This window comes from Nostoc sp. CMAA1605 (assembly GCF_021596505.1).
Classification (GTDB): Bacteria; Cyanobacteriota; Cyanobacteriia; order Cyanobacteriales; family Nostocaceae; genus Trichormus.
This window is the reverse complement of the sequence record NZ_PJIZ01000005.1, coordinates 21526-35567: the sequence shown is the minus strand read 5'-3', so window position 1 is coordinate 35567 and position 14042 is coordinate 21526. Positions and strand designations below refer to the sequence as shown.

At 41.3% G+C, this 14042-nt stretch carries 13 protein-coding genes and 2 tRNA genes; 4 read left to right on the top strand and 11 right to left on the bottom strand.

Translation table 11 applies throughout. From position 1 onward, the window contains the following. Positions 1-35: 35 nt before the first annotated feature. The 5 genes from CV014_RS03115 to CV014_RS03095 all read right to left on the bottom strand — a co-directional run bounded on the left by CV014_RS03115 (position 36) and on the right by CV014_RS03095 (position 5143). Positions 36-1217, bottom strand: coding sequence for an LL-diaminopimelate aminotransferase (locus CV014_RS03115; RefSeq protein WP_236140688.1), 1182 nt, complete (start codon positions 1215-1217; stop codon positions 36-38). 140 nt (positions 1218-1357) lie between these two features. Then, entirely contained in the window at positions 1358-1693 is a 336-nt protein-coding gene (locus CV014_RS03110) for a thioredoxin family protein (protein WP_236140687.1), read from the bottom strand. 227 nt (positions 1694-1920) lie between these two features. Further along, complete coding sequence (locus CV014_RS03105) at positions 1921-2718, bottom strand: PspA/IM30 family protein (protein ID WP_236140686.1); 798 nt, start codon at positions 2716-2718, stop codon at positions 1921-1923. A 285-nt stretch (positions 2719-3003) separates the two neighbouring features. Continuing rightward, positions 3004-3702: a PspA/IM30 family protein gene (locus CV014_RS03100; RefSeq protein ID WP_236140685.1), complete on the bottom strand. Its 699-nt coding sequence runs from the start codon at positions 3700-3702 to the stop codon at positions 3004-3006. Between the two features lie 214 nt (positions 3703-3916). After that, a complete protein-coding gene (locus CV014_RS03095; protein ID WP_236140684.1) occupies positions 3917-5143 on the bottom strand; it encodes a hypothetical protein in 1227 nt (408 codons plus the stop codon). Positions 5144-5266: 123 nt separating this feature from the next. Here CV014_RS03095 and CV014_RS03090 point away from each other — a divergent pair, with 123 nt between their 5' ends. Continuing rightward, positions 5267-5818, top strand: coding sequence for a DciA family protein (locus CV014_RS03090; RefSeq protein WP_236140683.1), 552 nt, complete (start codon positions 5267-5269; stop codon positions 5816-5818). 543 nt (positions 5819-6361) lie between these two features. Further along, entirely contained in the window at positions 6362-6676 is a 315-nt protein-coding gene (locus CV014_RS03085; protein WP_236140682.1) for a hypothetical protein, read from the top strand. A gap of 250 nt (positions 6677-6926) precedes the next feature. Here CV014_RS03085 and menB read toward each other — a convergent pair whose 3' ends face one another. Beyond that, on the bottom strand, positions 6927-7760 hold the full coding sequence (gene menB / locus CV014_RS03080) for a 1,4-dihydroxy-2-naphthoyl-CoA synthase (protein WP_236140681.1): 834 nt from the start codon (positions 7758-7760) through the stop codon (positions 6927-6929). A 174-nt stretch (positions 7761-7934) separates the two neighbouring features. Here menB and CV014_RS03075 point away from each other — a divergent pair, with 174 nt between their 5' ends. After that, positions 7935-8267 (top strand): carbon dioxide-concentrating mechanism protein CcmK, encoded by a 333-nt coding sequence (locus tag CV014_RS03075; RefSeq protein WP_236140680.1) that lies wholly within the window; start codon positions 7935-7937, stop codon positions 8265-8267. A gap of 190 nt (positions 8268-8457) precedes the next feature. Here the strand turns inward: CV014_RS03075 and CV014_RS03070 are convergent, their stop codons facing one another. After that, positions 8458-9111, bottom strand: a complete 654-nt coding sequence (locus CV014_RS03070; protein WP_236140679.1) for an exonuclease — start codon at positions 9109-9111, stop codon at positions 8458-8460. Between the two features lie 98 nt (positions 9112-9209). Here CV014_RS03070 and CV014_RS03065 point away from each other — a divergent pair, with 98 nt between their 5' ends. Further along, complete coding sequence (locus CV014_RS03065) at positions 9210-11312, top strand: helix-turn-helix transcriptional regulator (RefSeq protein ID WP_236140678.1); 2103 nt, start codon at positions 9210-9212, stop codon at positions 11310-11312. 16 nt (positions 11313-11328) lie between these two features. Here the strand turns inward: CV014_RS03065 and CV014_RS03060 are convergent, their stop codons facing one another. From CV014_RS03060 to CV014_RS03045, 4 genes are all read right to left on the bottom strand, one after another. Then, complete coding sequence (locus CV014_RS03060; protein ID WP_236140677.1) at positions 11329-11673, bottom strand: XisI protein; 345 nt, start codon at positions 11671-11673, stop codon at positions 11329-11331. Between the two features lie 343 nt (positions 11674-12016). Further along, positions 12017-13618: a TROVE domain-containing protein gene (locus tag CV014_RS03055; RefSeq protein WP_236140676.1), complete on the bottom strand. Its 1602-nt coding sequence runs from the start codon at positions 13616-13618 to the stop codon at positions 12017-12019. 37 nt (positions 13619-13655) lie between these two features. Continuing rightward, a tRNA-OTHER gene (locus CV014_RS03050) sits at positions 13656-13779 on the bottom strand. 110 nt (positions 13780-13889) lie between these two features. Continuing rightward, a tRNA-OTHER gene (locus CV014_RS03045) sits at positions 13890-14022 on the bottom strand. Between the last annotated feature and the right edge of the window lie 20 nt (positions 14023-14042).

The following is a 14042-nucleotide window of genomic DNA, read 5'->3' as shown; positions in this document are numbered from 1 at the left end:
TTACACCCTCACACCCTCACACCCCTACACCCCTATTAAAGAAACTTAGCCATTCTCTCGACGGCGGTTTCTAATAATGCGGGTTCATGAACTAGAGCAAAACGGACGTATCCTTCACCGGATTTGCCGAAACCAGCACCAGGGGAAGCAGCTACACCTGTTTGCTGCACTAACCTGGTGCAGAATTCTACAGAATTTTGACTCCAAGGTGATGGTAATTGCGCCCAAATGTACATCGTGGCTTTGGGTGTGGGAACATACCAGCCGATGCGGTGTAAAGCATTGATGAAAGCATCACGACGTTGACGAAATCTATCGACAGCAACTTTGACTCCAGCTTGGGGGCCGGAAAGAGCTGCGATCGCGCCATTTAAAATTCCGCGATACTGATTAAAATCGACTGCGGCTTTAATTTGTCGTAAAGCTTGAATTAATTGGGCATTACCGATGGCATAACCAATACGGAAGCCACCCATATGATAAGACTTAGAAAGGGTGAAAAACTCTATGGAAACGCTTCTATCGGGGTCAGCTTGTAAAATCGAAGGTACAAGGGATTTCTCGGAGTTCTCATGCCCCTCAAATACTAAATCAACGTAAGGGAAATCGTGAACTAAGGCGATATTGTGTTGCTGACAAAAGGCGACGGCTTCTTGAAAGAAAGATAAAGGTGCGATCGCGGCTGTGGGATTATGAGGATAACTCAATACCATCATGCGTGATTGCGCTACAACATGAGCAGGAATGTCACTCAGCACAGGCAAAAAACTATTTTCTGCTGTTAATGGCATAGGATAAATTTGCCCACTAGCTAAGTAAACTCCGCCAGCGTGGGAAGGGTAGCCAGGATCTAAAAGTAAAGCAAAATCTCCTGGGTTGAGTAAAGCTAAAGGTAAATGAGCAGTACCCTCTTGAGAACCAATTAGAGGTAACACCTCAGTTTCTGGATCAACTTCAACTCCAAACTTTCGTGCATACCACCTAGCCGCCGCTTCTCGAAATTCCCTCGTACCGTTAAACAGTAGATAACCGTGGGTACTAGGATCATAAAGTGACTGAGCGATCGCTGCAATCACATGAGGTTCGGCGGGTAAATCAGAAGAACCTAGCGATAAATCAATTAAATCTTTCCCTGCGGCTATAGCCAAAGACTTAGCCTTGTCCATATCAGCAAACACATTAGATTGCAGGGGTTGTATCCGTTGGGCAAATTGCATAGTTTATAAGTTACTAGTCAATAGTCGATAGTCAATAGATTTTAGATTTTAAATTAGTGATTTGAGGACAAACCAATCCCAAATCTAAAATGCGGTGGGTCAATGGTCTTCACTATGGACTATAGACTATAGACTATGGACTAATTATTATTTAAATACGTATCGAGAAGATGGAGGAGTTTATCTTTACTGATTACTCCTTCTGTAGACGCTAGGAGTTGTCCTCCTTGAAGTAGTCTCAGAGCTGGTACACCTTCTACTTGATACTCTTTCACCGTGATCGGGTTAGGATCAACTTCTAGTTTGACGACCTTGAGGCGATCGCCATAATCTGTAGCAGCTACATTAATCACCGGCGACATCAATTTACAAGGCCCACACCAAGAAGCCCAAAAGTAAACTAATACAGGCTGCTCGGCTTGCAACACTTCAGTTTCAAACTCAGCATCGGTGATGGTGATTACACCCTTACTCATTGCAGTCTCCATTAGTTAGCATCGATCAAAATTGGCACACAAAATACTGTATCCCAAAGTCGTCAACAGTCCATAGTCTCTATTGCATAGATATTTTCTCATGTTAACGATTGGGAATGGGGAATGGGGTATTGGGCATAGGAGAAAACAGCCGATGACTAAGGAACAAAAACAAAATCCCACTACCAGGAGGTGTGGGATTATTGATACTGAGTATTTCGCAATGATTACATCTGATCCAATTGGCGGCGTAGGGCTTCCAACTCACTGTCAACCACGTTGTTAGATTGAGGGGTAGATTGAGCAGGAGGGGGGGATTGTTGCTGTTCTTGTTGGGGGGGTAGTTGGGGTTGGTTGGGCGGGGTTGCAGGTGCTAATGAGGCTTTGAGAGCAGCTAATTCATCATCAACGTCACTACCCGCTTCTAACTGAGCAAATTGGGTTTCTAAGTCTGCTCCTGCTAGTTCGGCGGCTGATTGGGCGCGCGCTTCTTGCATGAGGACTTTTTCTTCCATACGCTCAAAGGCTGCCATTGCACTGCTAGTATTCATACCCCGCACCATGCCTTGGAGTTGTTCCTGGGCTTTGGCGGTGGTGATCCGAGCCTTGAGCATTTCTTTCTTGGTTTTGGCTTCCGAGATTTTGCTCTCTAACTGGATTAAGTTGCGTTTGAGGGTTTCGATTTGGGTGTTTTGTTGATCTAGGCTAGTTTTGAGGGCATTACCAGTCTCGGTATAGGTTTTTTTCCGTTCTAGGGCTTGTCTAGCTAGGTTTTCATCCCCTTTCTGCACTGCCAGTTGGGCGTTGCGTTGCCATTTATTAATTTCGTTTTGAGCGTCATTATATTGTTTCTCTGTGCGTTTTTGGGCAGCGATCGCCTGAGCTACCCCTTGACGCAACTGTACTAAGTCTTCCTGCATCTCTAGAATGGCTTGTTCCAGCATTTTTTCTGGATCTTCAGCCTTATTCACTAAATCATTGAGGTTAGCACTAACAACTCGCTTAATCCGATCAAATAGTCCCATAACTTTGTTTTCCCTTGTAAAGTTTACGCGCTAGCTTGGGTGGTTCGCTTTTTTACTACTTAATAACTTCCATTTTTAATGTAATCTTTCCGGTCTGGGTTAGTACATCCCGAAACTCATCTAACTACTAAAATATCCCCTGAACTAAAAGATTACCTAATTGTTCAATTGATGATGAACCGTTAAAGATTAAATTTTTCCACTTTGATACAGTAGAAGACCATTATATTCTTTCTCCCCTGCCCCCTGCCCCCTGCCCCCTTGCCTCATCCCCTGCCCCCTGCTCTAACTTGGGGGTAAATGCTGTTTTGGTGTTTGTTCCGTATTCTCTAAGAGATTTGCTTTCATAGCTGCTAGTTCCTGTTCTACGTCTTGAGCAGCTTCTAAAGCTGTAAATTGTTTTTCTAAGTTATCATTACCCAACTGCGCGATCGCTTCTGATTGCGCTTCCAGTTGCCATACTTTTTCTTCCATCCGATCAAACGCACTTTTGCTGCTGGTGGCTGATGCTTCACTGAGCATATCCTGAAGTTTAGAGGAAGCTTGAGCTGCACGAGCGCGAGCAATGTACATATCTTTTTTGGTTTTGGCTTCCGCTATTTTTAACTCTAAGGTTCGCATATCCTGTTTGAGTCTAGCTACTACTTGATTTTGCTGTTGTATTTGGTTATTTAAGGCGGTAGCTGTTTCTAGATAGGCGTGGCGTTTGGTGAGGGCTTCTCTGGCTAGCGGTTCATTACCTTGATTGAGGGCTAGTTGGGCGCGACGATACCATTCTTCTGCTGTAGATTGAGCCGATGCGGCTTGGCGTTCCGTGCGTTTTTGAGTGGCGATCGCTTGGGCGACGCCCTGTCGTAACAAAACTAAATTTTCCTGCATTTCCATGACAGTTTTCTCCAGCACTTTTTCTGGATCTTCTGCACTGTCTAAGAAACTGTTGAGGTTAGCGTTGATGACACGCACGATCCGCTTGATCAATTCCATGTGGCTCTCCGTTGCAGAGCATGATATTAATGCAAAATCCCCTTGGGTAATACCAATTCACTAAAATTATGAAACATATCCAAATCCAGAAACCCTTGCAAAATATGGATTTCCTAATTTTTAATTTTGTAGCTTGCTTTCCGTAGGGTATTTTGAATTTTGAATTTTGAATTGGTAAGCTTCCCCAATCCTATCCTAAATTAATTTCTACCATTCATGGTTGTTGCACCCTAGCTTTCACTCCTTTAGCTTGTAACTGTTTGATTCTTTGTTGGGCTTCTTCTTTGCTAGTGAGCGCGCCCAGATAAATTAATTTTTGATTGCTTGATAAATAAGCATCAGAAACTACTTGTCTGGCTGCTGCTAAGGTACTAGCATCTTGATTTTCAGCCACTATATAGTAACGTCCATCTGCTGCGGGTTTGATTTCTGCGTTTGTCTGGGTGGGTGTAGTAGTGGTTGATGGCGAAGGTTGTAGGGTGGGTGATAGATCCGCAGGCGGTAAAGGCTGTACTTGGCTAAGAGGGTTAGTAGCAGGGGGAAGCAAGGGCGTAGAAACTACTAAGGGATTAGATGGTGCTAAGGGTGTGGGGACAATTTTTGGTTGTAAGCCAACTATGTCATTGGGATCTTTGACTTCTGGAAATTCCTTGGCGGCTAAGTTGGGATATTTGGGTATAGGCGTAAGTTCTGGTTGGGGTTGGGACTGATTGCTGACAGTCTCGGAATTAGTGTTATTGGCAGGTGGATTATTGTTAAGTAACTTGCTCAAATTGAATTGGGGTAGGCTTTTGGGATTAAACACCACATAGCCCAAGGTCAAGCTTGCTAATAACAACAGTAGTATCGAACCTATACCCAAGGGTGATAAAAGGCTATCACCAGAATTAGTGGGTTGATTATCTGCTGATTGTTCGTCTGTTAAACTACGCAACAGAGCTTCACTCGATTCTAAATAGTCATCTGGTTGGCTAGGAGCATCATTAGCTAAAAGTTTGTCCTGGGGGGTTGTCTGGGTAGTCGCCGGTACTAGGCTGCTAGCAGCTTGGGGTGGAGGTAGAGGAATTTGGTTGTGAGACTCGGAGTTGATAGCAACTGCATGATGTTCCGGTGTTTCTTTGATGATCGGTGGGGTGGCTGGTGGTGCTTTTGGGGTTTCTGGAACAGGGATAGTAGCGAGATAGTTGCTAATCTCTAAGGTTGGAAATGGAGTATCGGCTATGGGGCTAGGATGGGTAGTCACTTCTGGGGAAGGACTGCTGACATAGCTATGCGCTGAAGGCTTGCTGGTGGCTCGTATTCCCATGCGTGAGCGTCGGTAACGAGCTAATTCTTGGTCTAACTGTACTTCTAAACTTCCTAATGCTGCTGCTAATGCTGGGTTTAAACCAGATATTTTAGGCGATCGCGTACCGGAATCCATCAGGGGATTTTGACTCATGGCCTCGTACCTCCAACTGGGGCTGCTGGATTAACTGTAGATAATTTTGTGCTAATCGTAACGAAAATTGTTGATTAGTATAGATCCCAGAACTAATCTTGATTTTTGCTACTCTTAGGCGAAATGTCACTTAAACCAATTAATGATATTTTAGGTGTTTTAGAACAGCAAGCTAAATGGCAAGCCGACCCATTGACCTTGATACTCCAATCCTGGGCAGAAGTTGTGGGATCTGTAGCTGCTCACCATTCTCGCCCCATATCCACGCAGCGTGATGTGTTGCGTGTCGCTACCTCTAGCGCAGCCTGGGCGCAGAATTTGACATTTAGCCGTCAGACACTACTGCTCAAGTTAAATAGCAAGTTGTCTATGTCTTTGGTAGATATCCGCTTTTCTACGGCTGGTTGGCACAAGGCTCCAGATTTATCACCGCCACCAACTAGCTTTTCTCCGCAGGATCATCCCAGTTATTTAGGAGATAGCCATCACCCTCAGAGGGTGACTCAGGCTAATCAACAGAATGTCAATCAGGTATTTGAGTCTTGGGCGAAAGTCACACAGACGCGATCGCAAGGTTTACCCCTCTGCCCTCAATGTCAATGTCCCACACCATCTGGAGAACTCCTGCGCTGGGGTGTATGTGCTTTATGTAGTGTCAAACAATCACTCAGATGATCAAGTACATCCCGCTACGCTAACTTGGTTGGGGTCAATCTAAAATCTAAAATCCAAAATCCAAAATTGGTTGATTTCTCTATCTGAAAGTAGAATACCATCTACTCTTTTGATGGTAGATTTTGTGTCGCCAGTTTGAATATCGACTACATTACATCCAGCCAACTCCAAAAACCTGGATTTAATCTTTGCTGTCAATCATATTTGATTCTTGTATGCAAATTTACTTGCCAATATCATAAAAATGACACAATAATAGTCTATAAAGTCACAGTTTACAAATTAATTGAAAATTTTCCCTACATTAAAAACTTGACTTTTACCCTTGATCCCCAATGGGTTATAGGCAATAATTTCTATGTGATCACTACAACAAACATTTAAAAATATAACAAGAATCTAAAAATAATCTAAAGCATATTTAGCCATTAAAAGGCTATAACCTAGATATAATCACGGGTTATGGGATCACTACGTATTTATATCTAGAAGGAAAATATAAAGACAGAAATTTGCCCTAATCGGCATCAAAGATGAACCCAAATGAAACCCATTAATTGTTTGACATCTGCCTGTCGCTATTGTCGCCACTACAAACCAGAAGGTCGTCGTGGTGGAAATTGCCAACAATTGGGCGTACCTGTCCAAGCTAGTTGGAAGGCTTGTTCTTTAGCACTACCACCTTTCGCGCCTTCTTGGGAAACGTTGGAAGATGCTTGGAGCTTGCCTGATGCTACACCAGTTTTAAATAAATCTGATTGTCAAATATCTGCTTTAGAAGATTCTGCTTTTGTTTCAGCTCAGGAAAACACTGCCTCCACTTCTGAACAAACAAAAGTTGAGACAGTATTCATCTAATCATCCACCATATTACCTAACTTAATGTCCATTCTGCATCAAATTAACATCCGATTTTAAAATTTCTTGTGCTGTAAGTTCATAGTTTTTAGCGATCGCATCTCTAGGCAGGGTGCGATTTTTTAGTTTGATTGGTGAACAGAAAACAGGGAACAGTGAGGTCTTGGGGTCTTTTCTTAAGCTGACAGTTAACAGTCAACCATCCACTGTTAACCATCAAGAACCCTAATTTAAATCACCGCCAAGCACCTTAAGGCAGCCAAGGGAAATTACGGAAATTAGGTGGACGTTTTTCCAAGAAAGCCTGCTTACCTTCCGAGCCTTCTTCCGTCATGTAATATAACAAAGTGGCATTACCGGCCAGTTCTTGTAAACCCGCCTGTCCGTCACAATCGGCGTTAAAAGCAGCTTTTAAACAACGAATCGCAATCGGACTTTTCTCCAAAATTTCTTGCGCCCATTTAATTCCCTCTGTTTCCAGTTCATTGACAGGCACAACACAATTTACTAAACCCATCTCTAAAGCCTGTTGAGCATCATATTGACGACAGAGAAACCAAATTTCTCGCGCTTTTTTTTGTCCGACTATGCGCGCCAGATAACTAGCACCAAAACCACCATCAAAACTGCCGACTTTAGGGCCTGTCTGCCCGAAAATCGCATTATCCGCCGCAATAGTCAGGTCACAAATTAGATGAAGAACGTGTCCACCGCCAATGGCATAGCCAGCGACAAGGGCAATGACAACTTTAGGCATCGAACGAATCAGGCGTTGCAAATCCAACACATTCAAGCGAGGCACACCGTCATCATCAACGTAACCTGCTTGACCTCTGACACTCTGGTCGCCACCTGCACAGAAAGCGTATTTACCATCAGTATGAGGCCCTGCACCCATAAAAAGAACTACACCAATACTAGTATCTTCACGAGCATCACAAAAAGCATCATAAAGTTCAAAGACAGTCTTAGGTCGAAAAGCATTACGTTTATGGGGACGGTTGATGGTGATTTTAGCGATACCGTCGGTTTTGTGATACAGGATATCTTCGTAGGTTTTGACAGATTGCCAGTTGATTTGCATGGGAATGAAGTTCGCTCTAGTGCTTGAGAATTTTACCAATTTGAAGTGGCTCACTGTTAACCGTGATGAGATTCTTCTCACAAAAGCTGTATTACTCATTCCTCATTCTTGATAGGATTTGAATTGTATTCATCCCAATTGCAAATCCTATTCTTTTTCATTGCTCAATTTTCTATGACCTTGGCACTAGGCATGATTGAAGTTTACGGCGTTCCCACAGCACTAGAAGTGGGTGATGCTATGTGTAAAGCTGCCCGTGTCACTTTAGTAGGATACGAAAATACTGATTTAGGACGCATTACAGTCCTGATTCGCGGAGAACTAGGGGAAGTTAACGTTGCTGTGAAAGCTGGATTAGATGCCATCAAACGAGTTAATGGTGGTGAATGGCTAGCTGATCATATTATTCCTCGCCCTCATGAAAACTTAGAATATGTCTTACCCATTCATCAAAGTGCTAGTGTAGAGAGTTTCAGTGCAGATATTCGCTTTCCCCCACCTTTATAAAAATTTGCCTGTTACTGAATCAGAATATGAAATATTGAAAACCCATATTGGTTGTAAAGATAAAAAATCACCATTCTCGACTTTGCCCAAGAGATGGAAGATACAAGGATGCAAAGGACTACCTGTTAGAAATTACAGGAGGCGAAGTCTTGTATAGACATCGCCTATACAATTCCAGGCAGCGAGAACATTAGGAGAAAAACTTGTAAAATAACCTCAGTCGATTCAACCAATTGTGCCATTCATTAATTAGCGTTGAGCGGTTAAATGAAAAAATTTGAGCGTCTCTATCTGGCAAGGCCACAACAATTAAAGCATGATTGATTTTGGATTTGAAGATATGGCTATAATGCCGATTGACTGAACCTGTATAAGCTGCTAATTGTAACGGCTTGTCATAGAGCCGATGGATACTAGGTTTTGCTTCTTCGGCCGTTGTCCATTCTATAGTATGCGGAACACCTTGGTAACGTGCTACTAAATCAACTTTTCCTGCATAACGTTCAACATAGTTAGGTGCGTCTTGTTCAACGAGTTGAACATCACTAATCTTGTTCAGTACAAGCTGAACACTATCCCAGTAAGGTTGAACAAAACTCTTGTCAGCTTTAACTAAATAGCCTTGCAGATATTTTTTAATCAACTGATGCAAAGCATTTCCTCGACGGCGACTATTTGCAGCAATTCGATTTGCTTCTATGTCACCGACTTTATTACGCCAATGAGAGAGTGCTTTGAGAGATTCTGGAGACTGTGTAGCTTTTAGAACTGTGGTGACGGCAGGAAGCATAATACCGTTATCACCTTGGTAGTAGCATTTTCCGTGGATGTAAGTAGATTTCATAACTTGTGAGTTGTAAATTATTACATCAACTTTTGCGCTAGTCTAGTACACAACAAATACTCATTCTGTGAGTCTTTGCAAATAAATTGAGTACACAGATGTGTATTGCCATTAATAATGTGCTACTGAATATGGATCAACAAAGGTTTAATACAGTATTTAAAAATTTGACTCCAAGGCGTAAAGAGGTTTTGCTAAAGCTTTTAGCTAGTGAGACAGATGAAGCAATTGCCACATCTCTGCACATAGCACCAGCAACTGTAAGAAAGCATCGTGAAGAAATTTGTAAAACATTTGGTTTAACCAATGAATTTCCAGATCAACGCCGCTCTAAGTTTAAAGAATTGATTACTTTATTTGCAAAATATAAGCCTGAATTGTTAAATCAAGAAAATTCCCAAACTATACATAATGAGAATAAAATTCAAGATAGGAATTTACTTCATAATTATTATTTTTTGGGTCGTGATAAAGATATCGTCCGCATCAACGAATTTGTTAATAAAGGTGCAAAGGTTATTCTTATTCAAGCAGAGGGTGGTGTAGGTAAAACTACCTTAGCTAGAAAATGGTTTGAGATTCAAGGTTTAGACTATTTAGAACTACGAATAGGAACAACATCCGAAAATCTCAACTCAGTAGAAGATGGTATAAGGTTTAAACTAAGAGATTACTTTAAGATAAATCCAGAGCCAAATTTCCTAATGATGTTAGAACAACTTAAAAAAGAGCTTCAAACTCAAAGAGTTGGAATTTTAATTGATAACTTAGAATCATGTTTGATAAATGGGGAATTTGTAGAACAACAGGAAGACAACTATATTGAACTCTTAAAAACCCTTTTCGATAGCAGTGTCAAATCAATTACACTGATCACAACTCGCGAGTTAATATATGATTCTAGATTTAAACCAGAAGATATAAAAACTTATCATTTAGAAGGGCTGAAGGTAGAAACATGGAGAGAGTATTTTGAATATTTAAATATTGATATAGAAATTGAGACTATTAGTCAGATAAACCAAGCTTATGGGGGTAATGCTGAAGCCATGTCTCTTATATGTGCTGATATTCAAAATGAAGAATTTAAAATTGTTTCGAGAGAACAATGGCATAAATATAAGAATGATTTATTAGCGAATCCAAAGTTAGAAAATCTTGTTAAACGTCAGTTTGATAAGCTTAAAAGAGATAATCCCCAAGCCTATAAACTTTTATGCCGATTAGGTTGTTATCGTTACCAATATATTTCTGCAATAAATGAGGAAGAAATTTTTCATTTGCTTTGGGATGAAAAAAATGACCGCAATAAACGTCGATTTATTAGGGCTTTACGAGATAGAGCGTTACTGAAGTTTAGCCAAGAAGGGTACTATCTATATGAAGCTATCCGCCAAGAAGCAATAGAAAGACTTAAATTAACAGATGATTGGAAGAAATCTCACACTGAAGCTGGGATATTTTTTTCTAGCTTAATAACTAATCAATCCCAATTACTGATTCCAAAAATTATTGTTACAGAAAATGTGAATAATAGTCAAGAACAAATGTATTTAAATATAGAAAATGCAGATAAAATAGTAAAACAGGGACTTAATGCACAGGAAACACTTATTTTAGAAGTTATTTATCATGCTATTGAATTTTATGGTGTAGATTCTTTTGAAGAATTAAGACAAGAACCAAATTTATCAGATAATCCTTTTTTTCAAGCAATTAAAAACATGGTTTTTGAATATATCGATTGTTACACAATATTAGGTGTTGTGCTTTATAAATTTTCTTTAAGCACACATATATTGGCAATAATAAATGAAAAAGAAGGAAATTACATAGAAAGTAGTAATGAATTTGAGTATAGTCAGAGAAGCTATGAAACAAGTCAATATTTCTTTGAAACAGCTTTACTAATTGCCACTAGGATTAAAGAAGATAAGCTAATGATTAATGTACTTTACTCTCTAGGTGGGTGTCACTATTTTAGAGGCATAAGCTTACATCAACTGGGAATATTTCTTCATCAAATCAAAAAAAATAAAGAAAGTAAAGTAGCACTTGAGACAAGCGAATTTAACCTGGAAAAATCCCTAAAGATATTTACTCAAATATTATGTAAGCAACAAATCCAGAAAGTGCAGCAGGCTATTGATAGCTTGAGTAAAACTAAGCAAACTATTGAGAATTTGGGAATAAGCCAATAATCTTCTAAGATGCTAACTAACCAACTGCAAAATCAGTAAACTGACGCATATAAGGTGAGTGGAATCCCAATACAATATCCTGCTTCGGCACACCCATTTCTACTAAATCAGCAGCGATATCATCTTCTGTACCATTCCACTGAAGCCAAATCTTTTCATTTTTAATATCTAAATGGATTACAGGCCCATAAACACGCTTTCCTTGATCCCAACCAACATAGATTAACTGATAATGGTCGTGTACAGTATCAAAGATAGTTTGCATTTCTAACTCATCTTTATGATGAGGTGATGTTCGACGTTGGGCATATTCTGACAAAACACGCTGAACATATTCTCGATACTTTTCTAGCTTTGCCACTTAACAATCTCCTCTTTAATTGGGTCGAAGATGAGTAGATTGATTCGACTGCGTTGAAAGACTCGATGAGCTACGCTCACAAGGAACAATAAAAATCAATCTTCCCATCCCCAATGCCCAATGCCCATTTTTAAGGCAGGCCTAATTATTATGATTGTAAAAGGTGGGTGCGGGGATTGTAGCTTGCTTCCCGAAGGGTACCCGCTCATCCCCAAAGATGGTGGAGATTTAACCGATAACCCTCTATTCAGCGTCCCCGAAGGGCAAGTGACGAATAAGGATGACCCACCAGGAAAAAGGATAAGAGATTCTCGCCCCTTATCCTGAAGCTATTCAACTATTTTTACAACTCGCCTTGAGCTAACATCTGGATGATGCGAGGTGTACCAGGGTCAAATCCTGCTAAATCCCAAGACAGGGAATCTTTAGGATCTACTAAGGTAATTTGGTAAGGTGTCAAGGTGACATACACTGCCTTAACATCAGGATTTACTTTTTTACGGTACTCTGCCAAAGCTTGAGAGGGATGTTTATAACCCGCCCAGCTTTCGGAGTCAGTCCAGAAGCAGACGACATCAGCTTTGAACTTATTTTTAATCATCCAGTCATAAGCCACAGAAGCATCTGTGCCGCCGAAGTTTTGGTTGCTGGCTTTCTGCACCGCAGAACGAAAACTATCTTTAGCTGTAATGTTTAATTCCCGAAATTCCGTAGCAAAGCCACGAATCATGTAGTTTTTCTCTGCTTTGGCTGTCACTAATGCCATTGTGGTGGCAATTTCACAGCAGCTAAGTCCCATATCTGCAACCAAACTACCCATAGAACCGGAAACGTCTACGGCGTGCATGAAAGCTTTACCTGTGGGTTCTACCACATCAAAGGACAACTCAACAGCTTTTTCTAAGATGTCTACGATGCGGGGAACTGGACTCCAAGTTTTCTTACTGCGTCCTAGCCTTCCCCCAGACTCGTAAGTTTTGAGTGCTTTCAAAACATCGATGGGATGAATACGACCTTTACGCAGATGTTCTTTGTTGTTGAGAACAGCTTCTATCCGCGACAAGTTGGCAGTTTCATCAGCCCGTAATACACCTAGTTCAGTTAATGAACCCAAGTTACGCAACATTGCACCAATAGGCATTTCCTGAAATAGTAATTGCCAAGCTTGTTTATCCATGTTGCCCACAGGTGCAGCCATTTCGTGGGTTAAGCGTCCTTGCAAAATGGCTTGGTGGGTTTCGCTGGGGTTGCGTTTTAACCATTCATACCACCAAATCTGCGCTAACGCTTGTGAGGGTATTTCGCTGGGTAATTCTGCCCAACCTTTCACTACCCACTCATAGAGTTGACGGTGATTTTCGGTAGGTGGTTTGACGTGAAACAACCGTAAAGCATCACGGTTAGTAAAGCCTTGACGTTGTTGATATTTCAAAAGTTGGTAAGCCAAACCTTTGACATCTTCACGAGATAACCAGGTTTTACCAGCTTCCCGCACTATCTTACCGAAACCCCGCAGAGATTTGGTGTAGTTCAACCATTCATAGAAATGGCTACCTGTGCGGACAACTTGAGGAAAGATTTCACCAAAAGCCTGTTTTGCTTCTGGGGTTTCACCCATTGACAACAACACCAAAGCCAAGATAGGTGCGCTGTTATTGATGGCGCGTCCATCACTAGCGTACAAAATTTCCTCGGCGACACGGCTGGGATTTTCTGCAACAGCTTGTTTTACAACCGCCACAAAGTCTTCTGTGAGTTCTTGTTTACCTGCATAGTAAGTGCTTTGGGCTGTACCAACTAAAAGACAACGGCGCAGCATCTGCCAAATACCAGCATTGAACATCCAACCACCGGAACGGCCTTTGATCATTTCTCCTTCTCTTCCGGGGATGGGTTGAGTTTGTGGTGTGGTTGTCTTGTTTTTGGTAAAAAAATTGTAATTCATCGCTGCATCTCCCAGCCCTTGCGGGCAAAAATCAAAGGTGGCAGGGCAGGATTTGAACCTGCGACATCCCGCGTGGAAGGCGATAACCCTCATTCTTCGGCCTTTGCAGGCGAGGGGTGAATAAGGATGTTTAGGCACTCTACCGACTGAGTTACCTGCCACATAAAAATTCAAAATTCAAAATTCAAAATTCAAAATTAAAGAATTGATTACTCATTACTCATTACTCATTACTCATTACTCATTACTCAGCACTCAACACTAAATCTTGGTAGCGGGGCAGGAGTCGAACCTGCAAGACTGTTAGTCACAAGATCCCGATAACCCTCGAATCTTCAGCCTTTGCAGACAAGTTATGATCAAGGTTTTTTGTCTAGCGCGTCTACCAATTCCGCCACCCGCTACATGAAAATTCAAACTTTAA